At 46.9% G+C, this 23,765-nt stretch carries 27 protein-coding genes and 1 pseudogene; 10 read left to right on the top strand and 18 right to left on the bottom strand.

The window, feature by feature from the left end; translation table 11 throughout:
• Window positions 1–9: 9 nt before the first annotated feature.
• From EPH95_RS11940 to EPH95_RS11915, 7 genes and pseudogenes are all read right to left on the bottom strand, one after another.
• Window positions 10–315, bottom strand: coding sequence for an ArsR/SmtB family transcription factor (locus EPH95_RS11940; RefSeq protein ID WP_142090270.1), 306 nt, complete (start codon window positions 313–315; stop codon window positions 10–12).
• A 265-nt stretch (window positions 316–580) separates the two neighbouring features.
• Window positions 581–1,366: an SDR family NAD(P)-dependent oxidoreductase gene (locus EPH95_RS11935; protein ID WP_142090268.1), complete on the bottom strand. Its 786-nt coding sequence runs from the start codon at window positions 1,364–1,366 to the stop codon at window positions 581–583.
• A gap of 93 nt (window positions 1,367–1,459) precedes the next feature.
• Entirely contained in the window at window positions 1,460–3,067 is a 1,608-nt protein-coding gene (locus EPH95_RS11930) for a hydantoinase B/oxoprolinase family protein (protein ID WP_142090266.1), read from the bottom strand.
• Window positions 3,060–4,373 (bottom strand): hydantoinase/oxoprolinase family protein, encoded by a 1,314-nt coding sequence (locus tag EPH95_RS19250; protein WP_264372022.1) that lies wholly within the window; start codon window positions 4,371–4,373, stop codon window positions 3,060–3,062. Before EPH95_RS19250 ends, EPH95_RS11930 begins: the two co-directional genes overlap by 8 nt.
• Before the next feature lie 287 nt (window positions 4,374–4,660).
• A pseudogene (locus EPH95_RS19245) lies at window positions 4,661–5,146 on the bottom strand (hydantoinase/oxoprolinase N-terminal domain-containing protein); the annotation flags it as partial.
• A gap of 444 nt (window positions 5,147–5,590) precedes the next feature.
• The gene (locus EPH95_RS11920) at window positions 5,591–6,277 is read right to left on the bottom strand and encodes a LuxR C-terminal-related transcriptional regulator (RefSeq protein ID WP_160141745.1); all 687 of its coding nucleotides are present in this window, start codon (window positions 6,275–6,277) and stop codon (window positions 5,591–5,593) included.
• 159 nt (window positions 6,278–6,436) lie between these two features.
• Window positions 6,437–6,757: an RNHCP domain-containing protein gene (locus EPH95_RS11915; RefSeq protein WP_227003890.1), complete on the bottom strand. Its 321-nt coding sequence runs from the start codon at window positions 6,755–6,757 to the stop codon at window positions 6,437–6,439.
• Window positions 6,758–6,892: 135 nt separating this feature from the next.
• Here EPH95_RS11915 and EPH95_RS18885 point away from each other — a divergent pair, with 135 nt between their 5' ends.
• From EPH95_RS18885 to EPH95_RS11885, 7 genes are all read left to right on the top strand, one after another.
• The gene (locus EPH95_RS18885) at window positions 6,893–7,069 is read left to right on the top strand and encodes a hypothetical protein (RefSeq protein WP_160141744.1); all 177 of its coding nucleotides are present in this window, start codon (window positions 6,893–6,895) and stop codon (window positions 7,067–7,069) included.
• 267 nt (window positions 7,070–7,336) lie between these two features.
• Entirely contained in the window at window positions 7,337–7,786 is a 450-nt protein-coding gene (locus EPH95_RS11910; protein WP_142090260.1) for a hypothetical protein, read from the top strand.
• Between the two features lie 22 nt (window positions 7,787–7,808).
• Window positions 7,809–8,594 carry a hypothetical protein gene (locus EPH95_RS11905; RefSeq protein ID WP_142090258.1) on the top strand — a complete coding sequence of 262 codons (786 nt, stop codon included), beginning with the start codon at window positions 7,809–7,811 and terminating at the stop codon, window positions 8,592–8,594.
• A complete protein-coding gene (locus EPH95_RS11900; protein WP_142090256.1) occupies window positions 8,594–9,064 on the top strand; it encodes a hypothetical protein in 471 nt (156 codons plus the stop codon). The genes EPH95_RS11905 and EPH95_RS11900 overlap by 1 nt, the downstream gene beginning before the upstream one ends.
• A 16-nt stretch (window positions 9,065–9,080) precedes the next feature.
• The gene (locus EPH95_RS11895) at window positions 9,081–9,551 is read left to right on the top strand and encodes a CBO0543 family protein (protein WP_142090254.1); all 471 of its coding nucleotides are present in this window, start codon (window positions 9,081–9,083) and stop codon (window positions 9,549–9,551) included.
• Between the two features lie 38 nt (window positions 9,552–9,589).
• Window positions 9,590–10,606: a DUF3231 family protein gene (locus EPH95_RS11890; protein WP_142090252.1), complete on the top strand. Its 1,017-nt coding sequence runs from the start codon at window positions 9,590–9,592 to the stop codon at window positions 10,604–10,606.
• Between the two features lie 463 nt (window positions 10,607–11,069).
• Window positions 11,070–12,086: a DUF3231 family protein gene (locus EPH95_RS11885; protein ID WP_160141743.1), complete on the top strand. Its 1,017-nt coding sequence runs from the start codon at window positions 11,070–11,072 to the stop codon at window positions 12,084–12,086.
• Window positions 12,087–12,313: 227 nt separating this feature from the next.
• Here the strand turns inward: EPH95_RS11885 and EPH95_RS18880 are convergent, their stop codons facing one another.
• From EPH95_RS18880 to mreB, 6 genes are all read right to left on the bottom strand, one after another.
• On the bottom strand, window positions 12,314–12,607 hold the full coding sequence (locus EPH95_RS18880) for a DNA primase (protein ID WP_160141742.1): 294 nt from the start codon (window positions 12,605–12,607) through the stop codon (window positions 12,314–12,316).
• 255 nt (window positions 12,608–12,862) lie between these two features.
• Window positions 12,863–13,309, bottom strand: coding sequence for a 3-hydroxyacyl-ACP dehydratase FabZ (gene fabZ, locus EPH95_RS11875; protein ID WP_142090248.1), 447 nt, complete (start codon window positions 13,307–13,309; stop codon window positions 12,863–12,865).
• Between the two features lies 1 nt (window position 13,310).
• Window positions 13,311–13,577 (bottom strand): DNA-directed RNA polymerase subunit beta, encoded by a 267-nt coding sequence (locus EPH95_RS11870; protein WP_142090246.1) that lies wholly within the window; start codon window positions 13,575–13,577, stop codon window positions 13,311–13,313.
• Between the two features lie 9 nt (window positions 13,578–13,586).
• Window positions 13,587–14,414, bottom strand: coding sequence for a flagellar hook-basal body protein (locus tag EPH95_RS11865; protein ID WP_160141741.1), 828 nt, complete (start codon window positions 14,412–14,414; stop codon window positions 13,587–13,589).
• A 39-nt stretch (window positions 14,415–14,453) separates the two neighbouring features.
• Entirely contained in the window at window positions 14,454–15,278 is an 825-nt protein-coding gene (locus tag EPH95_RS11860; RefSeq protein WP_142090242.1) for a flagellar hook-basal body protein, read from the bottom strand.
• A 17-nt stretch (window positions 15,279–15,295) separates the two neighbouring features.
• Window positions 15,296–16,297 carry a rod shape-determining protein MreB gene (gene mreB / locus EPH95_RS11855; RefSeq protein ID WP_142090240.1) on the bottom strand — a complete coding sequence of 334 codons (1,002 nt, stop codon included), beginning with the start codon at window positions 16,295–16,297 and terminating at the stop codon, window positions 15,296–15,298.
• A 203-nt stretch (window positions 16,298–16,500) separates the two neighbouring features.
• Here mreB and EPH95_RS19675 point away from each other — a divergent pair, with 203 nt between their 5' ends.
• The gene (locus EPH95_RS19675; protein ID WP_319592780.1) at window positions 16,501–17,091 is read left to right on the top strand and encodes a threonine ammonia-lyase; all 591 of its coding nucleotides are present in this window, start codon (window positions 16,501–16,503) and stop codon (window positions 17,089–17,091) included.
• Complete coding sequence (locus EPH95_RS19670; protein WP_319592779.1) at window positions 17,088–17,450, top strand: pyridoxal-phosphate dependent enzyme; 363 nt, start codon at window positions 17,088–17,090, stop codon at window positions 17,448–17,450. The genes EPH95_RS19675 and EPH95_RS19670 overlap by 4 nt, the downstream gene beginning before the upstream one ends.
• A 40-nt stretch (window positions 17,451–17,490) precedes the next feature.
• Here EPH95_RS19670 and EPH95_RS11845 read toward each other — a convergent pair whose 3' ends face one another.
• The 3 genes from EPH95_RS11845 to EPH95_RS11835 all read right to left on the bottom strand — a co-directional run bounded on the left by EPH95_RS11845 (window position 17,491) and on the right by EPH95_RS11835 (window position 20,132).
• Complete coding sequence (locus EPH95_RS11845) at window positions 17,491–18,480, bottom strand: LLM class flavin-dependent oxidoreductase (RefSeq protein ID WP_142090239.1); 990 nt, start codon at window positions 18,478–18,480, stop codon at window positions 17,491–17,493.
• 412 nt (window positions 18,481–18,892) lie between these two features.
• A complete protein-coding gene (gene spoIIID / locus EPH95_RS11840) occupies window positions 18,893–19,159 on the bottom strand; it encodes a sporulation transcriptional regulator SpoIIID (RefSeq protein ID WP_142090237.1) in 267 nt (88 codons plus the stop codon).
• Window positions 19,160–19,496: 337 nt separating this feature from the next.
• Entirely contained in the window at window positions 19,497–20,132 is a 636-nt protein-coding gene (locus EPH95_RS11835; protein ID WP_142090235.1) for a uracil-DNA glycosylase, read from the bottom strand.
• Window positions 20,133–20,233: 101 nt separating this feature from the next.
• On the opposite strand from EPH95_RS11835, the gene EPH95_RS11830 reads away from it, so the two are divergent.
• Window positions 20,234–21,142: a nuclease-related domain-containing protein gene (locus EPH95_RS11830; RefSeq protein ID WP_142090233.1), complete on the top strand. Its 909-nt coding sequence runs from the start codon at window positions 20,234–20,236 to the stop codon at window positions 21,140–21,142.
• Window positions 21,143–21,574: 432 nt separating this feature from the next.
• Here EPH95_RS11830 and EPH95_RS11825 read toward each other — a convergent pair whose 3' ends face one another.
• Both EPH95_RS11825 and spoIID read right to left on the bottom strand, forming a co-directional pair.
• A complete protein-coding gene (locus EPH95_RS11825; protein WP_142090231.1) occupies window positions 21,575–22,447 on the bottom strand; it encodes a stage II sporulation protein SpoIIQ in 873 nt (290 codons plus the stop codon).
• 144 nt (window positions 22,448–22,591) lie between these two features.
• Window positions 22,592–23,632 carry a stage II sporulation protein D gene (gene spoIID / locus EPH95_RS11820; protein ID WP_142091598.1) on the bottom strand — a complete coding sequence of 347 codons (1,041 nt, stop codon included), beginning with the start codon at window positions 23,630–23,632 and terminating at the stop codon, window positions 22,592–22,594.
• Between the last annotated feature and the right edge of the window lie 133 nt (window positions 23,633–23,765).

Genomic DNA, 23,765 nt, shown 5'->3' with positions numbered 1-23,765 from the left:
AAACACCTCTTAATCATGCAAGGAATGATGAATGGTTTGTTCCAGAACCTCCAACACATGTTGATCGTCCGGGGAATAATAGACCGTTGTTCCTTCTCTTCTCGACGTTACAAGCCTAATATTTTTCAACAGGCGTAACTGGTGGGAAACCGTAGACTGGCTTAATGACAAACGCTCGGCAATCGTGTTGACCGAACACTCTTTGACGGAAAGCAAGTGTAAAATACGAATTCTTGTTGGATCCGATAAGGCTTTAAATGTTTGGGAAACCGTAAACAGCGTTTGTTCGTCAAGATCGTGCATAGGCCCCTCCATATTATGTTTTGTTATATGATCATATATTCATATTGTATCATGAGAAAGATGGCGAATCAATAACTGGATGTTAGGAACTGAAGAAGGCACGATGGAACGTTTATGAAGACCAAAGAGCTATGATGACTGTTCATAGCGGCGCCATGGACGGTTCATGGCGACCTTACCTCGCATTTCGATAACCAACCAAGCGCCATAAAGCAGCCATGGCAACCGTTATCCGATATCCCTTTCCATATGGCCGCCATGGCTCAGCCGTTGTCCCTTAGTCAAACATCAACGGACGGGCGATTTTGTTGATGGCGCCGCCGTCGACCATAAGCGTTTGCCCGCTTACGTACGTGGATTCATCCGAGGCGAGGAATAAACAGGCGTTGGCGATGTCTTCGGTCGTGCCGATGCGCCCCATCGGTTGAAAATCGAGGGTTTGCTCAAATGCTTCGTCGGGATCTTCAAGGCTTTCAAATGTTTTTTGCAAAAGAGGCGTATCGACGGTGCTCGGCCCTACAGCATTCACGCGGATCTGGTCAGCACCGTAATCAAGGGCCATTTGGCGTGTAAGTGCTGTCAGACCACCTTTTGCGGTAGCGTAAGCGGCGAGGCGGGGGATCGTCTTTTCCGCATGCCAGGAGGCGATATTAATAATCGAGCCGCCGCCCCGCTTTTGCATTTCCGGCAACACATATTTTGAGCATAGAAAAGGACCGGTTAAGTTGATCCCGAGAAGTTGGTTCCACTCCTCCAATGATGTCTCGTGCACGGGCTTTCGAAAATTTATGGCAGCATTGTTCACCAAAATATCAATGCCGCCATATTTGTCCACAACTGTTTTCATCAAGTCCATCACACTTGCATCGTCACTAACGTCCGTCGGTTGCAAAAAAGCGTCGGTTTGATTGTTTTGCAATTGTTGAACGGTTTCGCGTCCGGTTTCTTCATCGACCTCTGCGACAACAACCTTTGCCCCTTCCTTTCCGAACGTTTCTGCAATTCCTTTGCCAATCCCTTGGCCGCCACCGGTCACAATGGCAACTTTATCTTTTAAGCGCATACGCTACCTCCTTTTTCTAGTGGACAAAGCTTCCGCCTAGCCCTTGCTTTTGCCCTTATCAAGGAAAATTGTTTAGAATCGTTCACTAATCTGTTACCCTTTTTCCCGAGTGACATAACCTTTGCGGAGGTCGTCTTTTTTTGCCTCCGGGTCGCGATCGGCCGAATTCCCGAGGCCGCCTCCACCGGGGAGGTGCATTGTAACGATATCCTCAGGTGCTAACGTGTACAATTTTTTAGATGTGCCCACGCGCGCACCATTGATCATCACTTCCGCTTTCGCTCCGGACCCGCCGCCTTCCAACCCTTTTGGCGCATATTGCGTGCGGTCAAACATTAATGGCAAGTGAAAAGGACGATTCGTCTGTACGCCGAAACGAATGGTCTGCCCGAGTCCGCCTCGATACTCGCCTGTTCCGCCCGAATCTGGGCGAAGCTCTTTTTGATACAGCAACAACGGTGACATATTTTCGATGATTTCCACCGGCGTACCTTTGACACCTGATGGGAATGTTGTTGCCGAAAGGCCATCTTTTCCCGGACGAGCTCCCGCCCCGCCCGCATTGAAGACAACGGATGAAAAAGGCTCACCTGCCCGATCTTCGCCGTGCACCTGGAGCGCAAATATAGCAGCCGCCCCTTCTGCCGGTATTTTTTCCGGCACAACAGGATAGAGTGCACCGAGGACGCACATCGGAGCGAAGTGGCCAATGATATGGCGTGCCGCTGTTGGCATCGGATGTACCGCATTCAGCACACATCCTTCGGGTGCGTGCACGCTCACCGGCCGAAAACTTCCCTCGTTGCTCGGGATATCCGGTGCAAGCGTTGCTTTCAATACATAATTCACATAAGCAAGTGTGTAATTGAGGCAAACGTTGATGGCTTTCGTGCTGCCATCTGTGGTGCCGCTGAAATCGACATGCACTTCATCACCTCGGACAGTGAGCGCGCACTTCAACCGCACCGGCTTCTCACTGCCGTCGCTATACAATTCATTTTCATATGTGCCGTCTGGCAATTCTGCAATTGCTTTGCGCATGGCCGTTTCCGACAAACGCATGATTTCGGCACCAACCTCTTCCAAATCTTCAAGGCCAAATTCCGCAAGCGTCTCCCCCAACCGCGCAATCGCTACTTCCTGCGCGGTCACTTGGGCGCGCAAGTCACCGAGCACTTGGTCAGGCGCGCGCACATTGGCGCGAAGCAGGGCCACGAGCGTCTTATCGATTTTCCCTCCGTCATAAAACTTCATATAAGGGATAAGGACACCTTCTTCGTAAATGCTCTCGCCTTCGGGACTGAATCCACGCCCGCCAACATCGGAAACATGGCAGGTCGAGGCAAAATAGCCGATGAAATTCCCTTTAAAAAATACAGGTGTCACAATAGTGATATCCAATAAATGCCCCGAAATTTCATACGGATTATTTCCAATGAGAACATCCCCTTCACGCAATGTCTGAGACGGTATATTTTCCAAAAAATGCTGCACACCGGTTGCCATGGAATTGATATGGCCCGGCGTCCCCGTCTGCGCTTGCGCAATCATGTCCCCATTTTTATTAAACAAGCCGGCGGACAAGTCATTCGCATCGGACAAAATACTCGTAAAGGAGGTCCGGATCAATGTTTTCGCCTGCTCTTCAAGCAAAGTGACGAGACGATTCCAAACCACCTCCAGTTGGATCGGATCAAACATGGGCCTCCTCCTTTTTCATCCATAAATTAAGCAACTCGTCTACTTGTAAAAGAAAACCGGGCGTAACGACAAGCGTCGATTCCCGTTCTTCCACGATAGCCGGACCTTGGATCTCAGTACCCGACGTAAGGTTCGCCCGTTCAAACACAGCCGTCTGATGAAAAGAACCATACGTCCGAAAATAGACGTCACGGTAGGCTTTAGGACGGGAAGGATTCGGAGCTCGTTTTTCCGATTCCTGAAGATAAATAGGAGGTTCGGGACCACGTACAACGACTCGCCAATTCAATGCTTCCATCGGCATATCTTCATTGGCTTCGGCGTAGCGTTTCGCGTATGCTCTTTTAAAATTAGCCGCAACCTCGGCAATGCTTTGAACGGTAAGTGCGCCCGAAGGGATCGGTACAGTAATTTCGTGCGTTTGCCCAGCGTATTTCATTTCCGCATATCGTAAAACTTCGATGTTTTCCGTTACACCCGCTTGCGCGAGCAATGCCCTTCCTTCTTGTTCCATTTCTTCAAGCAAGGCCATGACATGATTCCAGTCCAGTGTTTCCAATCTCCCGTAAAAACTACGGACAAAATCAAAAGCGAGCGGCGAGGCAAGAAATCCGAAGGCTGAATTCACACCGGCGCCCACCGGAAGCAAAACCGTGTCCACACCCAAAATCTCCGCCACATGGCTAACGTGCACCGGACCTGCCCCACCGGAAGCAAAGAGCGGATAATCACGAATATCTTTGCCTTTTTCAACGGCATGAATGCGACTTGCACTCGCCATATTTTCATTCACGACTTCGTGGATGCCCCAAGCCGCTTCGACAACGTCAAGCCCGAGCGGTTCGGCAATTTCTTTTTTAATCGCCGCATAGGCCTGTTCTTTTTTCAACGGCATTTCCCCACCGAGAAAATAATCCGGATTGAGATATCCAAGAACGAGGTCCGCGTCCGTCACCGTAGGGCGCGTACCGCCTAAACCATAACTAGCCGGGCCGGGGTTGGAACTGGCGCTTTCCGGGCCGACTTTTAAAAGGCCGAGGCGATTGACACGCGCAATGCTCCCACCGCCCGCGCCGATTTCAATCATTTCCACGACCGGCACTTTTACCGGCATGCCGCTTCCTTTCATGAATCGTTCCGCGCGCCCGACTTCAAATTCATTCGTTGTGAGCGGCTTTCCGCCATCAACAAGGCTTGCTTTTGCCGTCGTCCCGCCCATATCGAAAACGAGTAGTTGGTCAAGGCCGCTGCGGGCACTGTAATAAGCGCCGGCAATCGTTCCGCCGACCGGACCGGATTCAAGAATGCGGATGGGAAAACGGGTTGCTGTTTCGATCGTGCACGTCCCCCTCCCGAAAGCATCATGAGAAAATTACCGGTGAACCCTTTCTCTCTTAAGGTGCTATCCAATTTTCCAAGGTATCGTTGCACGAGGGGTTGCACGAATACATTTGCCACCGTGGTAGACGTGCGCGGGTACTCGCGTATTTCCGGCGAAACTTCACCGGAAAGCGAGATGTACAAATCCGGCGCCACTTCTTCGGCAATTTCTCGTACACGTGTTTCATGCACCGCATTCCGATAACTATGTAAAAAACAAACGGCTACCGCTTCCACACCATCCGCACGAAGCCGACGAAAGGTTTCTTTTACCCCGGTTTCATCAAGGGCCTCCAGTAACGTCCCGTCGCTTAACACACGTTCTTTTACGGTGTACCGCGACTCTCTCGGAACGAGCGGAACCGGATTTTCAACAAAAAGATCATAGAGATCATAACGGCTTTCAGTGGCGATTTCCAGTTGGTCCCGAAATCCCTCGGTTGTGATTAATGCCGTCTTTGCCCCTTTTCGCTCAATCAAAGCATTCACGACAAGCGTTGTGCCATGAATGATTGTATCTATGTCTTCGTAACGATACCCGAATTTTTGTAAATTTTCTTCCAACCCGTCGATAAATCCATCCGATGGGTCCGGATACGTCGTCAACGTTTTCCCAAACGAACGATTCCCTTGCTCATCCAGAAAAACAAAATCAGTGAACGTGCCGCCAATATCCACGCCTACTTTAATCGATGCCATGCGCGTGCCTCCTCTCTATCTGTTAGTTTCTCTATGTAAAGGGTGAAATCCTTTGTTAGCGGATATTTTCAGTGAACCGTTGATACTTCAGGTGGGAATCGTTGAGCGCTGAAGGGGAAACGTACCCCGGATAACGGAATTCATTGTGCCGGGGTACGATGAAGGCTCTAACGCACCCCGGGAGGACAGTAATCGTTGTGCCGGGGTACGATGAAGGCTCTAACGTACCCCAGGAGGACAGAATTCATTGTGCCGGGGTACGATGAAGGCTCTAACGTACCCCAGGAGGACAGAAATCGTTGTGCCGGGGTACGATCAAAGCTCTAACGTACCCCGGGAGGACAAGCGCCGTTGATTCATTCGTTTTCCGGCTCACATATCGTGTAACCAGACTTATTGATATTATTTTCGCTGATTTCTCCGGTATGATGAGTGAACAGTCACTCAGTGTACCATTCGCTGCAGCCCCGCCAAACTGCCAAGCTCATGGGATGAAGGTCCCTTGATCCAACCCAGTTCAATTGCTCTTTTTACCGTGTGTGTACGGTCTTTGGCATGGATTTTTTTTATAATTTTACTCACATGATTGTTAACCGTTGAATTGGCAAGATACGTATTATCAGCAATTTTCAGATTGCTGCACCCGTCCAAGATTCCTTGCAACACACGGCATTCAGCGGAACTGAGTGTCAGGGAGGCTTTTACAACATCTAGTTTTAAATCACTTTGTGCACCAGTCTTCGTTTTCCTGGTAAACACCTTGTCGATCACCTTAAGAAAATCCATATTCAGCTTTGGATCGATATAAGCGGAACTGGAGGTTCTGTTTTTGATTTGATGTGCCAGCTTAGGGATGGAATGAGTGCCGGCAATGACATGCGAAACACCTGCATTCAGCACCTTTTCAAGCAATTGCCTGTCACCGGGATTAACCAAAGCAACATATTTATGTAAAGGCCGTTCTTCTAACTCTTCAAGGCTCTCCTTTTTTCTCATGACATGGATTTGATCGTGTTCAAGGATAATCCTTTTTTGCTCTGTATCGAAATACATATCTTTATGCCATTCATACAGATCAGCCAACCGTTGTTGTTCTTCCGTGTTATCATAAAAAGTTAAACATACTTTCACCGCGGAACCTCCAATTTGTGAATTTTTTTTAAACAATAGCATATGTTGGCTAGTTAATCAAAACATTTGGCAATATATTTGTTCTATTTTTAAATTTAGGATAACAATCTCCTCCGATCATTCTGACCGGACAATGACGGACGCACCCCTTCGCACCCATTATTTTTTTGCCAAGCGGGACATGAGCGCGATGACGTTGTCGCTTTGTTCCTTATCTTCCGCTGTTTTGTTCAACTGCTCATGGCCGCACCGCTGACAAACGTGGACAATTTGATATCCTTTTTTTGAACGGTAGTTCAAATCAACCGGTTTCATGAGCCCTCCACATACGGATGCGCGATCCCCGGGCCGCATATCCAAATGCTTGGAATACAGGCAGAACGGGCAATGATTTCGATAACTGCCGTTCGTTAGCGGCTGCACTTCTCTTCCGCAGTGTTCACATGTAAAACCGGTATTCTCCACAGCTCTGCTGCTCAAACCTATCCCTCCAATCGCTTGTTTATTGAAATTATAGCACGTGCAAATAGCAATTGCTTCCATTCGCTTATTTTCGTGTTATTTTTGCGCTTCATGGACATCATGATGAAAAAGAGTGAAGGAGGCAATGAACACATGAGTACTGGGAAAGATATATGTTCTTCTTGTGATGGGAGCGGCCTTTTGATGGATGACGAGCAATGGCAATATCCTTGCACTATTTGCGGTGGCGACGGAATCTTTAGAAAAGGAGACCCCACGCATCCCGATCGCCCCATCAATGTCGACGACATGAACAGGACACTGGAATAAAAAAGATACACATAGTCGCGGCCGCCTGAGGCCGCGGCTACTTTTGCATTGATTTGCATTATATGGACACACTAACGCAAGTATCTTTCGGTAACTATACATCGCTGAGATGCATTGAACAGTGTACATAATACTTGGGCAAAACACGTGACTACATGAAAAAGGACCGTAACGGGGTATTGCCAACATGTCTGCACCTGGTCATCGATAAAGGTTGGATGGAAGTCCGACACAGAAACCTAACACGAACGTAAGGCAGGGACGACTATGGAAAAAAAGGTTGAGGCCATTCTATGGAGTATCGCATTGCCGGGATTCGCACAATTGATAAGTCGGTCCTTTGTGACGGGAATCCTGTTGATCGCGATTGAGCTCATAGTTAATGTACAAGGAAATTTGAATACCTTAATCGTTTTGAGTTTTCAGGGACATACCCAAGAAGCTGTGCAACAAGCCGATTACTTATGGATCATGTTTTATCCGTGCTTATATTTTTTTGGGATTTGGGATGCGTACAGAACTGCCGGAGGTGATGAAAAAGCCTATATGGCTATTCCTTTTGCCTCCGCCGCTTTTATCACGACGATTGGCGTTGCTTACTCCTCCCACACGATCCTGGGCGTTACGTTCGGTCCGATCTTTTTGCCGATTCTCAGTTCTTTTATCGGCTTGGCCCTCGGTTTTGCCGCCAGGAAAATCATCATGACGCTCGACTAAAACGGCAAGGAGTTAGACCAGCATGCAAAATTCACCGGCAAACAAAGCGCATCGTTATACAGCGTATATAGGTTCCATCAACACGACCCAAATCCATAAACAAAACCCATACATCGTTGCTTGGTGGTCGGCGGCTCTTCCAGGATTTGGGCATATTCTTTTAGCTAAGCATTTTCGGGGCATCCTTTTTTTTGCGTGGGAAATTCTTGTCAATGTGATGTCAAACCTTAATCTCGCGATGGTTTATTCTTTTAACGGAGAAATCGACATGGCAATACAGGTTGTGGAACCAAGATGGATTTTGATGTATATCCCGATGTACATTTTTATGATTTGGGATAGTTATCGGTTAACCGTAGATATGAATAAACACATTTTATTGGCAGAAACTGAAAATGCCCCTTTACCCACTTCCAGTATTAGCGCTTGGGAAGTCAATCATTTAGAACAAAAAATACCGATGATGGCTGCCATATGGTCACTTCTAACGCCTGGATTAGGACAATTATATCTTAACCGATTGTTTTTTGGCATTAATTGTATCTTTTGGTTCATAATTTTTGTCTTTTTTTCTGACATACTTATCGCTGTTCACCATCTTTTTTTGGGGCAAATAAGCGAAGCAACGGGCATCTTGGATCCGCAATGGTTTATGTTCTTCCCGTCTCTCATCATCTTCTCGAGTTACGATGCTTATGTCCATGCAGTGGAAAACAATAAACTTTTTAAGCGTGTGCAGCGGCGTAATCTGAAAGAAGACTATCAAGCAACGCGTGTCAGCATCCCTCGCCCGGAAGGAGGGGGCTGATGCAGATTTTCGCTACCTTTGAACAGACGACATACTTGGAAATGACTTTAACAGCAATCGAGCAAGCAGGAATTCAAAAAAGCAATATTTTAGTCGTTCCTCTGAATAATCGCAAGGACAACCGCAAATTGTTCGATACGATTCAACACTCGGACGGCATCAGTTTATTTGATATAGGGGCGGCGCTCGCCGTTGTGTTTTCGGTCATTTTCGCAAGCAGAGGGTTTGAATGGGAATGGGGGCCCATTTATTGGGGCCTGATTGGCGCCGCTTTCGGATTTCTGCTCGGGTTTATCATTAAATTAATATGGGTGAAAGTTTTTCATAAACGAAAACAATTGTTCAGAGAGGAAAAATCAGAGGTCATTGTCGTGATCGAATGTAAAACGGAACAAATGGAAACGGTCGAACAAATATTAAAACATTATTTTGCCCTCGGTGTCGGTAAACTCGGAGACGCCCAAGAATGAAAGGAGGATTCATGCTTTGGAACGATTGGTTTTACGTCTATTATTAGTGATTGGATTGGCATGCTTGCCATTCACATTCCGTAAAAAACACGTGAAAGAATGGGGAATCGTTTTTTTTGCCACAGCGTCCGTAGTCACCATTTTGGCTCAAATCGTCGTGAAAGGAAAAAAATTGAAATATACCATTCGGCCTTTGCCACGATACTTTGACACGAACATTTTGTATGAACACCTTATTCTTCCTCTTTTTTGCGTCTGGTTTAACCAAATCACTTATCACGCCAAATTATGGAGCATCCTTGGCCAATCGCTGCTTTATAGCAGCCTTCATACCTTGTTCGAGTATCGTCTAGAAAAAAAGACCGATTTAGTTAAGTGGAATCGATGGACGTGGTTTCATAATGTCGCTTCCATTGCGAGTGTATTTATCGGAAGCCGAGGAGTGCTTGGGTTATTTAAATGGTTGTCCAGACGATATGATCATTAGGTGTATCCACAAACATTGACAATCGAGGTGAACATGCGGTGGATTATCATTCGCCTTTAACGGCGTCAGAAATTAACATGTTGTGGGGATTTTCCATTAAAAACAGTCTTTCTGTGTCTATGATGACTTATTTTTTGGCTAAAGTGGAAGACCCGGACATCAGCGAAGTGTTACAGCTTGTTAAGAAACAAAGCGAAACGGCATTGGACATGATTCAAGATGTATGCCAACGCGAGCAAATGGCAATCCCGATCGGTTTTACGGATGAAGATGTGAACCCGTCCGCCCCGCGTCTTTTTAGCGATGCTTTCATGTTGGAATACACACGGCAGCTGGAAGTCATAACGATGGCAACCGCGAGCGCAGCGATTCCCACCGTTACACGTGAGGATACAACAAACATTTGTCAAACGGTTCTCCAATTGGGGATGAAGAATCATGATATTGCTAATCGTACATCTGGGGAAAAAGGAATCTACAAACGGCCGCCGATCATCCCGGCACCCAAGGAAGTCGATTTTGTGGAAAACCAACGTTTCCTCGCCGGCTTTTTGAGAGAGCGCAGGCCATTGAGTGTCATCGAAATCACGCAACTTTTCATGAATACGCAAACAAATGCACTTGGAAAAGCGCTAATGATGGGATTTTCGCAAACAGCCAAGGATACAAAAATAAAAAAATTTTTGGTGCGCGGAAAAGAAATCGCCCACAAACACATGGAGATATTTAGCTCCCATCTTTTAGAAGAAGACCTGCCGGTACAGATGGCATGGGATGATAGCGTCTCGGACGCCACAACTGAAGCTCCTTTTTCCGACAAACTGATGACTTTTCAAACCACAACGTTGATCGATGCCGGCATCGGCAATTACGGCTTGTCGTTAGCGGGAAGTCCAAGGCGGGATTTGGGAATGATGTATGCCCGCTTAGTGGCAGAGATAGCAATGATGGCGGAAGATGGGGGAGAACTACTGATTGAAAAAGGCTGGCTGGAACAACCGCCACTGGCGCCGGATCGGGACACGCTGGGGAAAGGGCAGCGCAGAAAAAGGTAAGCTGTGCGGTCCTGGGTTGCAGTGCTGAGCTAAAATTAATCCCTGTCGGTTATCGTTTTTATGCCCTCGAATGAACCCCCCGACGACCAAGAATTTTCCGGCGAACTTCGGTTGTTGTAATCAACGACCACCTGCTCGAACAAAATCATAATACTTGAACAATGACTCCCCTGAGTTGGCTGCCAGTTTTCCCAACCCAATTTAAAAGTTTTCTGAAATGCACACATTACATTTGGATGAAAATCCGCATACTCGCCTTCTCAATTATGAGTATGCCAGGCTGAAGCAAGACGACGTTTGTTCAAAAGGACATTCTTTTAAGCGCTATCCGAAAAAAATGCCTATGTCCCGGATACGGAATGGTTATGCATCACACCCACGCGAGCAACATAATGCTCCTCCAATGTATATAACAATGCCTTCTCCAAACAATAAGCAAAAGTTCACATTGGGGAGCGATACTATGAGCGAAACGAGTCACAAACCATTAACAGCCTCTGAAATCGGCTGCCTATGGTTAACTTATATCTCAAACAGCATGTTGCGGTGTGTTTATATTTACGGATTGCAACATAACAAAGATGAGGATATACATCCATTGCTCCAAGGAGCGTACGAGAAAACCGGTCAAGACATGGAAACGATCCGTACAATTTTTGAAGCGGAAAACATCCCCATTCCGGTCGGCTTTACCGAGCAAGATGTGAACACGAAAGCAAATGCCCTGTTCGACGATACTTTCTTTTTGGACTACCTCAACAAGGTGGGGAAAATTAGCAACACCCAATACGCAACGTTTCAGTCCATAAGTACACGCAGCGATATCCGTGCGTTTTTTGTGCAGTGCCTGCTAAGCGCCAGCAGGCTGTATGACCAAACAACGGAAACGATGCTGGAAAAAGGTTTGCTAATCCGGCCGCCGCATATTAGTCCTCCTCAACAGGTCGATTTTGTTGACCGTAAACAATATAAGCACGGTTTTTCCCTTGTCAGTGATAAACGACCTCTTAACGTGATTGAAATCTCGCATTTATATACAAACGTTGAGACGAATCTGCTCGGGATCATGATATGCACCGGTTTTGGCCAAACGGCTAAATCACAAAAAGTGAGGAATTATATGCTGCGGGGAAAAGACATTGCAAAAAAACACGTGCAATTATTTGGGGAAAAACTTGTTAACAGTGATATTCAAGCGCCGATGACTTGGGATGCAGCCGTACGCCAATCTACGGATCCTCCATTTTCAGATAAACTCATGATGTTTCACATCAACGTCCTCATCCAGGCCAGCATCGGTCGTTATGGTGTCGCTGCCGGATCCAGCATACGGAATGACCTTGCTGGGATGTACACGCGTCTGTCTGCGGAAATTGCCGCGTATGCAGAAGATGGTGCCGAAATATTGATCGAAAACGAATGGTTGGAAGAACCGCCGAGGGCGGCCGACCGCGATAAAATTATCAAGAAAAAGAGCTAACGCTCTGAGTGTGCATACCCATGTGCCCAATAGCAACCATTAGAAGTTCAAATGTAATAATCCTCGCTTGACCGTAGCCATGGCGATTGGGCAAAACGAAAAGAGGCCAGCTTATTCTTTTTCGTGGGCTAAATGAACATTTGATTAATTTGTTTTAAAACATATAGATTTTTACTTTCTGAACATATAAAAAGGCGCCCTTAGGCGCCTCCTTTATTGATCTTTACTTAAAGATCAAGCTCATCGTCTTCCTCGTCTTCTTCATCTTCCATTTCGTCGTCTTCTTCGTCTCCGCCTAGTTCATCGTCTTCCTCATCTTCTAGGCCGTCATCTTCCATACCGTCATCTTCTTCTAGGCCATCATCTTCCATGCCGTCATCTTCTTCTTCATCCATGCCGTTTTCTTCTTCGCCGGCAGGATCTTCCATGTCGCCGTCCTCTTCTTCAGCGCCGTTGCATGCTGCTAGCATACCAACAGAAAGGACTGCAGAAAGTGCTCCGTAAAGTAGTTTCTTATTCATGATTAAGTTCCCCCATTAATTATTAGAGTTAGTAAGGTTAACAGATCGCTTCCTGTTAACTGTGCTTATCATAACAACGTCCATGGATCTCGTCTATGGGTTGCGGTTGTTTTTGAATGTCTTTATACATTATTTCATATTCTCTTATATTCTCAAACAAACCGGGAGTGTGCTAAGATAGGGGATAATAGCTTTATAACATAGAATTTGACCGAGACGTCAGATAAAAAAGCCCCTTTAGGAGCCCTAAGCGTTTCATCCTTCATTCTTGTTTTCACGTTCCACAAGTCCAAACATCAAATCCATTTCCGCGACCACCTCTCCGTTGACCGTCGCCGTGCCGTGGCCTTTTCCGACGGAACCACGCACGCGCGTGAGTGTCGTTTCCAGCTTGAGTTGGTCTCCCGGGGTGACTTGCCCTTTAAATCGGCAGTTGTCAATGCCGGCAAAGACGGCTAATTTTCCCTGGTTTTTTTCATCTTTTAACAACGCGACTGCTCCCGTTTGCGCCAGAGCTTCAACGATGAGCACCCCCGGCATCACTGGATAGCCTGGAAAATGGCCATTAAAATAATCCTCGTTCACGGTTACATTTTTTAGCGCGAGGCATCTCTTTCCCACCTCTAGTTCTTCCACACGGTCAACCAATAAAAACGGGTGGCGGTGGGGAATGATCGCCTGTATTTCTTCTGTCGTCAACATCTTATGAACCCCCTGAAATATAATGATAAAGTTCTTGCCACGTCTCCCAGCGCAATATCCGGGCCCCTTCCCCGTCACCGACGACCGAGTAGCCGAGCATCAAACCGGTTATTACGCTTGCGAGAAACAAAAAAAGAACGATGAGAAGGCGCAGCCAGACAGGGACGAGACGCACTTTTAATGTGCGTTTTTGTACCTTCTGTCGTCCGCTGCGCTTATCTTTTTTTCGTCCTTCCCGCTCGTTGTTTTCGCCGTTACGTGCGATCATGAATAACTCCTATCGCAGACTGTTTACCAGCCCCATCATCTCATCCTGTTGTGAAATATTCCGTGCATGCATGCCATAACTGCGTTGCATTTCCATCAACTTCGCCATTTCCATTGCCATGTCCACATTGGATTGTTCTAATGCACCTTGGATGACCTGCGCTTCACCGGCGGATTGAAACCCAAGGACATCTCCAGCCTCCAATTCAAGCGCGGCCAAATCAGGAAGTTGAAACAGGTTTTCTCCCGTAGCTTCCAACAGTTGCGGACGCGTAATGGTTGCCACTTCCAATTCACCCAATAGAGCGGTGCCGCCTTCCGCTAGTTCAGCGACGAGTGTGCCGTCCGAGTGCAATGTAAAATCATTTGCCCTGCCGGGAACAATAAACGGCTCTCCATCACCATTCGTCAACACATCCCCTTCTCGGGTCACCAGTTGCCACATATCAGCACCCGGAACAGTCTCACTTAAATAAAAGGCTCCATCCCTCGTAAATGCTTGCTCGGTAACACTATCTATTTCCGTTTGTACAGGAAAGAAGATGCCTGTTTCCGCCACCGCAAAATCAAGGGCGCGTTCCGTTTCTTGCACCGCCCCTTGACCGTAACGCAACGCTGTTTGCGAGACCCCGGCACCATTCCCCACCCGTATCCCTTCAGGTGTTAAACGATTTCCTTCCGGTTGGGGCACACGCTGATGATCCATCTGTTGAAAAAGCAAATCGGAAAATGTATCTTCCCGCCGTTGGTAGCCAGTCCGATTAATGTTGGCGATATTATGTGAAATCGTATCGATGCTTTGTTGCAACTGCCCCATCGTGACAGCCGATGATAGCATAAGCGCCCTCCTTATTTTCGACATATTTCCCGGGAAATATTATCCGATGCTGCCAATATCATTCACGGCTCGCTGCATATTTTGATCATATGCCTGCAATACCGTTTGATTTGCTTCAAATTGTCGATACGCCTGTGTCATGTCCGTCATCGTTTGACCGATGTCAACATTTGACCTTTCCAAAAATTGCTGTTGCAATTCATAAGGATAGGCATCCTCCCCTACGGCACTCGGCAACGCTGCAGGATCTTCCCCTTCGTTTTGCAAGAGACCGCTTCCTGTCTTTACCAACTGTTGGGGATCGGGGGCGTAGGCAACCTCCAATTGGCCGGCATACTCATCCGAATCGGTTGTAATGTTCCCATTTCCTTCCAGCGTGAAGCCTTCATTTTCCACTTCCAATGGCTCGCCATCCGTACCCAATATGTAATGGCCTTGCCCGGTAGTGAGAAACCCTTGCCCATCAACGGCGAAATTTCCGTTACGCGTATACTGCACATCCCCGTTTTCATCTTGAACAGCGAATAAAAGCATTCCCGGCTCTCCGGTTTCCGCTTCAGGCTCAAGTGCGCCTTGAAGAAGGGCAACGTCGGTTCCCACGCCGGTATCGCGCAAGTCCCCCTGCCGGACATCTGCTGTCCGTTCCTGCATGTATACCCCGCTTGGAAGATCCCCGATGATTCCATTTGTCCCGGTATTCCCATGGTTCATCGCTTGGATCAACATGTTCGGAAACGTTCGCATGGCACTATGGTCACTCTTATAACCCGGAGTGTGCATATTCGCGAGATTATCTCCCAACACCTCCGTCCGCCTCTGTTGGGCAACCATTCCGGATGCCGCCTGGTAAAACCCTCTGATCATTGCGGTGCCCCTCCCTTTTAGGCGCGTATTTTGTTGGACATTTTATCCAAGTTTCCCAAAATAACTCCGGTACCATGCGCTACGCAATGCATTGGTACTTCCGCGATGAAAACAGGAATTGTTAATTCTTCAGCGAATAGTTCCTGCATCCCGTGTAACTGTGCTCCGCCTCCAGTAATAAACGCACCCTTATCAATAATATCTGCCGCCAGCTCTGGAGGCGTCTGTTCAAGCACAAGCTTGGCTGCCTGTGTTATGGTCGAAACTGATTCTTTTAGGGCGTCGTTTATTTCCTCTGAGTGAATGGTTACCGTACGCGGAAGACCGGTAACCATATCACGTCCCCGGATATCGAAGGACTCCGTACGACCTCCCGGCGAAACACTTACAACCTCTTTTTTTATATCCTCTGCTGTACGCTCTCCAATTAATAGCTTATAATGGCGTTTAATATAATGAAAAATATCATTATCAAATTGGTCGCCTGCCGTTTTAATGGACTTCGAGGTGACAATGCCGCCCATGGACAACACAGCAACATCCGTGGTACCGCCGCCAATGTCAATCACCATATTGCCACTTGGTTCAAAAATTTCCATTCCTGCACCAATAGCAGCTACTTTGGGCTCCTCTTCCAAATAAACATTTTTTCCGCCACTTTTTTCAACGGTTTCTCGAATCGCTTTTTGCTCTACAGAAGTGATATCTGCCGGGCAACAGATCAAAATTCGCGGTTTGATAAATGTTGAACGAACATTAATTCTTGAAAGAAAATGACGCAGCATCGATTCCGTTAAATCAAAGTCGGCAATCACTCCATCTTTCATCGGACGAAGCGCTACGATATTCCCGGGTGTCCGCCCAACCATTTGAAAGGCTTCTTCCCCCACTGCCATCGTCTTGCCTGTCGAGTTATCAACGGCAACAACAGACGGTTCGTCCAACACAATGCCTTGACCTTTGACGTGAATAAGCACATTTGCAGTTCCCAAATCTATGCCAATATCTCTGCCGAACATGTGGCACCTTCCTTTGATGAAAGTTTATATGTAAAAGCTTTTTTGCGCGCATAAAATGACAAACTCAATGCTTAATTTTACCATAATCGACACGAAATATGAATCTTCATCCCGATATTTGTGAAATTTTGTGACTTGGAAAGGATAAAATCAAGAAGATCTCGAAGAAAAATCAGTGAGCTGAGAAAAAAGGAGACCGGACAATGATTTCAACAGAAGCGTTAAATGAAGCAAAAATTAGAATTTCAGACCTTTTGCATGTTACACCCGTATTTTCATCGCGAACATTGAACGAGGAAACGGGAAAACGGGTGCATATTAAAGCTGAACATTTACAAAAAACGGGAGCTTTTAAAATTAGAGGGGCGACCAACCGCGTGACACTGGCTAAAGAAGCCGGAGCAAGACATTTGCTAGCCGCTTCTTCCGGCAACCACGGCCAAGCAGTTGCCTACATCGCACGCACCCTCCGTCTGCCGGCTACGATCGTAGTCCCCGAGGATGCCACACCGGCAAAAGTGGACGCCATTCACCATTATGGGAGCAGCATCATCCATTATGGAACGACATCAAAACAACGAATCGCCCACGCCGAAGCGCTGGAAGGAAAAATGAATGCAGTGGTCATCCCGCCTTATGATGACTACGAAATTATCGCCGGCCAAGGAACGATCGGACTCGAAATCCTCTCGCAAGTTCAACAACCTTCCGCAATCATCGTCCCGATCGGTGGCGGCGGGTTAATCTCGGGAATCGCCAGTGCCGTTAAAATGTCAATCCTTCTATCAAGGTGATCGGTGTCGAGCCGGAAGAAGCGAATGGAACATTTTTATCCAGAGAAGCAGGCGAACACGTATCCATCCAAGCGTCTACTTCGATGGCCGATGGGTTGCGTTCCTCCACCCCCGGAGAACTAACCTTTCCAATCATTGAAAAATACGTCGATGATATTGTGCTTGTCAGTGAAAATGACATCCGCGAAGCCTTCACTTTTTATCTGTCCCGCATGAAACAGGTAGTCGAACCATCCGGGGCGGTTACACTAGCTGCCCTGCGTTCCGGTAAAATCAAGCATGAAATCGGAGATGATATCGTGTTGGTGGCAAGCGGAGGGAATGTTAATGTACGAGCTATTCAGCAATATGTCATCTAAGCGAAACCAGCAAGGACGCGTTCCCCTTGCTGGTTACTCATTATTTCCATATATTTGCCAACAGCTCATAACTGTGTCTTCTTTTTTCCTGATCGTAGATGTCCGACGAGACGATGAGTTCGTTGAATTTTGCTTCAGCGTGGAAGGCATCCAATTCTTTTCTCACTTTTTCTTGATCGCCTACGAATGTATATTTTAACGATTGAAGTACCTGAGCTTTTTCAAACTCTGTCCAATGGTCATCCATATTATCAACCGGCCGCGTATCGATGTCTGCTCTCCCGCCACGGATGATGCTTAAAAACCGCAGATAGTTCGTCGTCGCCAGTTTTTCGGCTTCCTCCGTCGTGTCGGCAAGGGCGGCATTGACCGTCACCATTGCGTACGGCTCGCTTAAATACTTCGATGGCCGGAAACGTTCGTGGTACAAACGCAGCGCATTAAACAGTTCACCTGGCGCAAAATGGCTCGCGAACGCAAACGGCAACCCCATAGCCGCCGCCAATTGGGCGCTGTATGTACTCGATCCAAGCAAATAGATCGGCACTTCGAGCCCTTGTCCTGGAATCGCTTTGACCGGCGCTTCTTCATTGCTGAAGTATTTCAGCAATTCGTTCACGTTATCGGGAAAGTCATTGACACTGCTCATTTGGTCACGCCGTAACGCACGAATCGTCATTGGATCCGTTCCGGGGGCACGTCCAAGACCGAGATCAATGCGATTCGGGTACATCGTTTCCAGTGTCCCGAATTGCTCGGCAATGATTAAAGGCGCGTGATTCGGGAGCATCACACCACCCGCCCCGACACGAATGTTTTCGCTATGGCCAGCTAAATAACCGATGAGCACTGCTGTGGCCGAACTCGCGATAGCTTTCATATTGTGATGTTCCGCTACCCAATAGCGGTGGTACCCGAGCTTGTCCGTATGTTGAATCAGCTTTTTGCTATGTTCAAATGCGTCCGCAGGTGTTTGCTCCTCGTGAACGGGAGCTAAATCCAGCACGGATAAGGAAAAATCTGCAGTCATTCCATTCACCCTTTCTTCCCTCTTAAGAGGATGAGCCTATACAGATAAAACGATACAAGGTATTCAGGTAAATGAAAAGAAAGTTGCTCACAGAGCGGCTAATACAACGCCTGATACGGCGAATGAACCCAAGAGACAAACAGAATTAAGAAAGGCATCGAGGTGGTTTCGAAACAGGGCAAAGATGAAACCAACCTCGTAAACGCCTAATCGGCTGTGTTTCACGTGTAACATTTTCCATTATTTGCCCCTCACTTTTCCGCAAAATAAAAAGACGAATACGAAGCGGCGTATCGCAGGCCTTCGTCACTCGTCTTTTTGCATAGTTGTTTGTCACACGCTATGTTCATGCGTTGGTTCTTCGACATTCAATCCGAAAAAAATGAAGATTTTGACACTAATGGGCATGCTGCTACTGAATAATTTTTTCCCCCTTATTATTATATTTTACTTTCGTCGCTTCCCCGCCACGCAAATGCCGAATTGATTTATGATAATCCAAGATGTTTTTTACTTCGTGTGCCAGTTCAGGGTTAATGTCAGGAAGCCGTTCTGTCAAATCTTTATGGACGGTACTTTTCGAAACACCGAACTCTTTGGCGATTGTTCGGACAGTTTTCCGGGTTTCCACCACATACCTTCCAATCTTGATGGTCCGTTCTTTGATGTAGTCATGCACACCCCTCGCCTCCCAGTCTGGATGGTTTGTTACAGTTTATTATCCAAGACCGGTATATATACCAAAAACTCAGTCAGGACAAGGGTTTGAAGGAAAAATCCAAACGTAAATCCAGTTTTAACAGGCTCTTCCGCTTACACTTCGTTGTACATTAGAAAAAACTGGCTTTCGCAATGATTGGCGACAACTGTCGGAGAGGGAGGAATTTCCGGTAGAGCTATCCTTCTGAATACGATTGGCTTAAAAAAAATGAGCACTGAGTGATAAGCAAGAGGATGGAAAATCCACTTCCGCCTTATATACAACAGATGTACAATGAACCTGAAGATATCGTACATTAAAGCATAAGATTGTCCAAATGGCTCCTAAGTGCTTTTACATCCTCGTCGATGGCCGTACGAATAGAGGGGTTATAAAAAACGGCCGCGGGGTGATACAGGGCGCATATATCATAGGTTTCTATACTCCATTGATAATTGTCTTTTTTGCTCTTTTGCACAGGTGAGTGCTGGATATCCCCGTGCATCATTGAAATTTTTGCTGCGTTTCCGAGCAAGCGTTTAAGCGCGACGCCACCGAGACTCACAATGACGCGCGGGCGTACTGCGCCGATCTGATAATCAAGCAGCGGGGCGTGGGCAAAAATTTCTTTCTCCGTCGGTTTCCGGTTTATTTTTTTCATGACGGATTCACCGTTTGGGCGGCGCTCGCCCCATTTGAAGGGACGGCTGCGCACAGCACTCGTGATGTATACGTCTTTGCGTGCAAGCCCCAGCGCTGTTAAGTAGCTATCCAGCACTTTCCCTGAGCGGCCACAGAACGGTTCGCCGGTTTCTGCTTCTTTTTCGCCCGGAGCTTCGCCGATAAACATGATTTCGGCATCCTCGTTTCCCGCGCCGGTTAAGAAGCCTTCCAGCTGATGGTTTTCGAGGGTTGATTGGCATTGATCTATGATTTTAACGGGGAATTCCATTGCGTTAATCCTTCTTTCTGATAAATCGTCTGATATTTTATTATAACATTTCCGCTGATGTGCTAGAATAAAAGATACTCTATGGAAAAGGAGCGTGCCCGGTGTTCTTAAAACCCCGCAATGTGCCGCTAGAATTAAAAGCGTTAAGGTCTTTGGATTTGCGCATGCGTTTATCGCCAGAAGATAAACAACACTATCTAAACCTCGAAAAAGGATTTGACGGAGAAGTCGCATTTGATTTGTGGCTAGTGGAGTTAAAGCCGAAATGCCTTATTTTAGCCGATTTGTTACTCGAACAGAATTATTCAACGTTTCAAATCGACACGCTGGTTCTTTTTAAGGAAACCATCCACCTTTTTAAAGTCAAAAATTTCGCAGGGGATTTTGACATCAAAGACGATAAATGGTCCTTGCTATCAGGCGAGGAAATTAAAAACCCTCTTCACCAGCTAAATAGAAGCGAAGCTCTCTTTAAACAACTCCTTCGTAAACACCTCAAAATATCCTTCCCGGTCAAAGCCCACCTTGTATTTGTCAATCCTCATTTCACGTTGTACAATGCTTCCCCCGAGATGCCAATCATATTTCCCTCCCAAATTAACCGTTTCATACAAAAATTAAACGGCAGACCTTCGAACATTACCCAAAAACATCTCCAAATCGGCAAACAATTAGTAGCACGCCATCAAACTGATTCTCCATTTTCCCGCTTGCCCGATTATAACTTTTCACAATTGCAAAAAGGGATTTCGTGTGTACAGTGTGCGTCATGGATGAATGCGGAAGAAAGAAAAATGGTATGTCACGTTTGTAGTCGTATTGAAGACAACGAAACTGCAATCATGCGGCATGTGGAAGAGTTTAAAATCCTTTTTCCGAATCAAAAAATAGCAACGAATACCATTCTAGATTGGTGTGGGGGCGCCGTTTCATCGAAAAAAGTTCAACGAGTATTGGCAAAAAATTTTAATCGTGTCAATCATGGCAAAGCTTCATATTACGTTGACTGACGTGTATGTTGGGTGTTGGGTGTTGGGATCGTGCGTGGTGGGCCACCGTTAGCTTCTATGAGATGGAGTTAGAGCTTCATCTTGCTTGGTTGACGACGTAACAGCCTCCGCGTTCTCCAGTTAGGGCTTCATCCTGCTCCGTTGACGACCTAACGGCTTCCGCGTCCTCCAGTTAGGGCTTCATCCCGCTCCGTTGACGACCTAACGGCCTCCGCATTCTCCCGTTAGGGCTTCATCCCGCTCCGTTGACGACCTAAGAGCTTCCGCGTCCTCCAGTTAGGGCTTCATCCCGCTCCGTTGACGACCTAAGAGCTTCCGCGCTCTCCAGTTAGGGCTTCACCTCCCGTTCTTGCCGAGTGATCACTTCCCGCCGCCCCTCCCTCCCACAAAAAAAAGCCCTCATACGAGGGCGCGCACCATTGATTTGTGCTTCTATTGTTCTTCGTCGTTGTCCGTGTCCTCTTCGTCGTCTTCATTGCCTTCATCGTCATCTGATTCAGCTGAAGGAGGATCTTCTTCAGGATCATCTTCCTCGTCATCGCGGTCTCCTTCGGATGGATCGGTTTCTGCATCTAGCCCTTCTTCTTCATCGAAGGTCATTTCGGAAATGGTACTGTGCAGCATATCTTCCGGATTGAAGGCAACACCATCTTGACGGATTTCAAAATGAACGTGAACGCCGGCATCACGGTTATACGTATTTTCCCCGGCGATGCCGATGACATCTCCTTTTGCAACGACGTCACCTTCCTCAACGTCCAGGTTCTCCAAACTATGATAGGCAGTCACTATTTCGTCTTCGTGACGAAGTTCAACGACATTTCCCAGTAATGAATCCTGTTCTGCTTTTACAACTTCACCACTGAGTGACGCGGCAACTTCAAATGATTCGTTATCTGGATGTGCTAGATCAATGCCTTTGTTTTGATAGTAAATCTGGTTGTAGTAAACGAGTGCAGCTTCTTGTTCTTCGGCAGAAGCATCATGGTCATAGAAATATCCGACAACATCAACGACGTCTTCATTCACTACGGGCAGTTGCATTTCCTCAGCTTCGGCGCCAACCGGCAATGCTTCTTCATCTTCCTGGTCGCTTTCAAAGCCGATGCCTTCGCTATCATCGCTTTCCTCCGCAAACTCTGTATCTCCGCCTTGGAACGCGAAAAAGGAACCGAGCAACACCGCACAAACTGTCAAATAAACCGCAGGCCAGAACCAAGGTTTTTTCGACCATTGTTTCATTTGACCCCCCGGGTTTTCTTGTTCTTCCCGGGATTCAGAGGTTCTTTTCTCCTCATCTTTCATCTTATCACCACCTCAGCAACCAGTCTGATCAAAATGATAGAAAGATATACTCCGATTAGAAATTTTTTTCTGAATTCGCGGGAAAAGATGAAAGGACAACGCAAAAAAGCCACCCCTAACAAGAGGTGGTGATTTTGGATACGTCTATGATTCTTTTTCTTCCTCTTCTTGATGGTGGACAAAAGCTTCCGTATAGTCATGGTCCTCGTTGATCTCTACATCATGGTAATAATGATCGATAATCTCACGATAATCCATTCCTTCTTGCGCCATGCCATCAGCCCCGTATTGGCTCATGCCGACGCCATGCCCCCATCCTTTTGTATGAATAACGATTTCATCGCCTTGACGCTGCCATTCGAAATCACTGGAATCGAGATCAAGCGCCTCGCGAACTTCTCTTCCCTGAAACGAGGTGTCGCCAATCATGACCGTTTCCACCCGATCCCCTTCGGTTTTTTCTTTACCGGTCGTCAAGGCTTCCCCTTCGGGAAGCTCCACCCCTAACTGTTGTTCCACTTCCTCAACGGAAAAACTTATCGTATTTGAATAACGCGGGGAATTCTCATCCCATGGACTTTCCACACTTCGCAGATATGGTACCGAGGCTTCCCAATAGTCTTCTGCATTTTCCGTATATCCATTGCTCGTGGAAAAAAAGGAAGCCGTAATCGGCGAATCCTCATAGGTTATAATTTCACCAGCGGTAGCTTCAACAGCTTCAGAAATTTTTTCCATTTTTTCTGCGTCATTTGCTCCCCATTCTTGTTCCAATTCTTCCACGCTTTTATATACTTGATGTGCTGTCGTATCCGAAACAATTGCATCTCCGGGCAAATCAGAACCTTCACCAAACTCCATTTGTTGCGCAATAAAGGTTCGAGCCACCAGCGCTTGTGCTTTTAGTGCTTCCATTTCAAAATCCGCCGGCATTTCCGCAGAAACAACACCTAAAACATATTCTTCCAATTCTACGTGATCAACGGTGTCTTGAGCATCACGATATACGGGGACAACTGCTTCACTTTCGGATTCGCTTTCCTGTTCACCGGAGGTATCCGGAACAGCATCCGCCAATGTATCCGATGAAGCATCCTCCTCCCCTTCCGAACCGGAAAAAAGAAGCACTAGCAACGCGGGAAGAACAATGATACTGCCTGTAAACATTAACATTACTGCCGCCATTTTTTTTAATGGTGTGGCTCTTCCCTGGAATTTCGAGATCCGCAAACTATCACCCTTTTCCAACTTCTAGCTTGTTGCCAACCGCCATGCTCTGGATGCTGACCTCTATTCTATATGTATGGAAATAAACCCA

The sequence above is a fragment of the Salicibibacter halophilus genome (genome assembly GCF_006740705.1).
GTDB lineage: Bacteria > Bacillota > Bacilli > Bacillales > Marinococcaceae > Salicibibacter > Salicibibacter halophilus.
The sequence above is the reverse complement of the archived record's forward strand: the minus strand, read 5'-3'. Positions and strand labels throughout refer to the sequence as shown.

Excerpts from the sequence above, each read along its gene's own strand:
- EPH95_RS11940 (WP_142090270.1), bottom strand. The coding sequence starts at position 315 with ATGGAGGGGCCTATGCACGATCTTGACGAACAAACGCTGTTTACGGTT.
- EPH95_RS11935 (WP_142090268.1), bottom strand. The coding sequence starts at position 1,366 with ATGCGCTTAAAAGATAAAGTTGCCATTGTGACCGGTGGCGGCCAAGGG.
- EPH95_RS11930 (WP_142090266.1), bottom strand. The coding sequence starts at position 3,067 with ATGTTTGATCCGATCCAACTGGAGGTGGTTTGGAATCGTCTCGTCACT.
- EPH95_RS18885 (WP_160141744.1), top strand. The coding sequence starts at position 6,893 with ATGAGTACTGGGAAAGATATATGTTCTTCTTGTGATGGGAGCGGCCTT.
- EPH95_RS11910 (WP_142090260.1), top strand. The coding sequence starts at position 7,337 with ATGGAAAAAAAGGTTGAGGCCATTCTATGGAGTATCGCATTGCCGGGA.
- EPH95_RS11905 (WP_142090258.1), top strand. The coding sequence starts at position 7,809 with ATGCAAAATTCACCGGCAAACAAAGCGCATCGTTATACAGCGTATATA.
- EPH95_RS11900 (WP_142090256.1), top strand. The coding sequence starts at position 8,594 with ATGCAGATTTTCGCTACCTTTGAACAGACGACATACTTGGAAATGACT.
- EPH95_RS11885 (WP_160141743.1), top strand. The coding sequence starts at position 11,070 with ATGAGCGAAACGAGTCACAAACCATTAACAGCCTCTGAAATCGGCTGC.
- EPH95_RS18880 (WP_160141742.1), bottom strand. The coding sequence starts at position 12,607 with ATGAATAAGAAACTACTTTACGGAGCACTTTCTGCAGTCCTTTCTGTT.
- fabZ (WP_142090248.1), bottom strand. The coding sequence starts at position 13,309 with ATGTTGACGACAGAAGAAATACAGGCGATCATTCCCCACCGCCACCCG.
- EPH95_RS11870 (WP_142090246.1), bottom strand. The coding sequence starts at position 13,577 with ATGATCGCACGTAACGGCGAAAACAACGAGCGGGAAGGACGAAAAAAA.
- EPH95_RS11865 (WP_160141741.1), bottom strand. The coding sequence starts at position 14,414 with ATGCTATCATCGGCTGTCACGATGGGGCAGTTGCAACAAAGCATCGAT.
- EPH95_RS11860 (WP_142090242.1), bottom strand. The coding sequence starts at position 15,278 with ATGATCAGAGGGTTTTACCAGGCGGCATCCGGAATGGTTGCCCAACAG.
- mreB (WP_142090240.1), bottom strand. The coding sequence starts at position 16,297 with ATGTTCGGCAGAGATATTGGCATAGATTTGGGAACTGCAAATGTGCTT.
- EPH95_RS19675 (WP_319592780.1), top strand. The coding sequence starts at position 16,501 with ATGATTTCAACAGAAGCGTTAAATGAAGCAAAAATTAGAATTTCAGAC.
- EPH95_RS11845 (WP_142090239.1), bottom strand. The coding sequence starts at position 18,480 with ATGACTGCAGATTTTTCCTTATCCGTGCTGGATTTAGCTCCCGTTCAC.
- EPH95_RS11835 (WP_142090235.1), bottom strand. The coding sequence starts at position 20,132 with ATGGAATTCCCCGTTAAAATCATAGATCAATGCCAATCAACCCTCGAA.
- EPH95_RS11825 (WP_142090231.1), bottom strand. The coding sequence starts at position 22,447 with ATGAAAGATGAGGAGAAAAGAACCTCTGAATCCCGGGAAGAACAAGAA.
- spoIID (WP_142091598.1), bottom strand. The coding sequence starts at position 23,632 with ATGGCGGCAGTAATGTTAATGTTTACAGGCAGTATCATTGTTCTTCCC.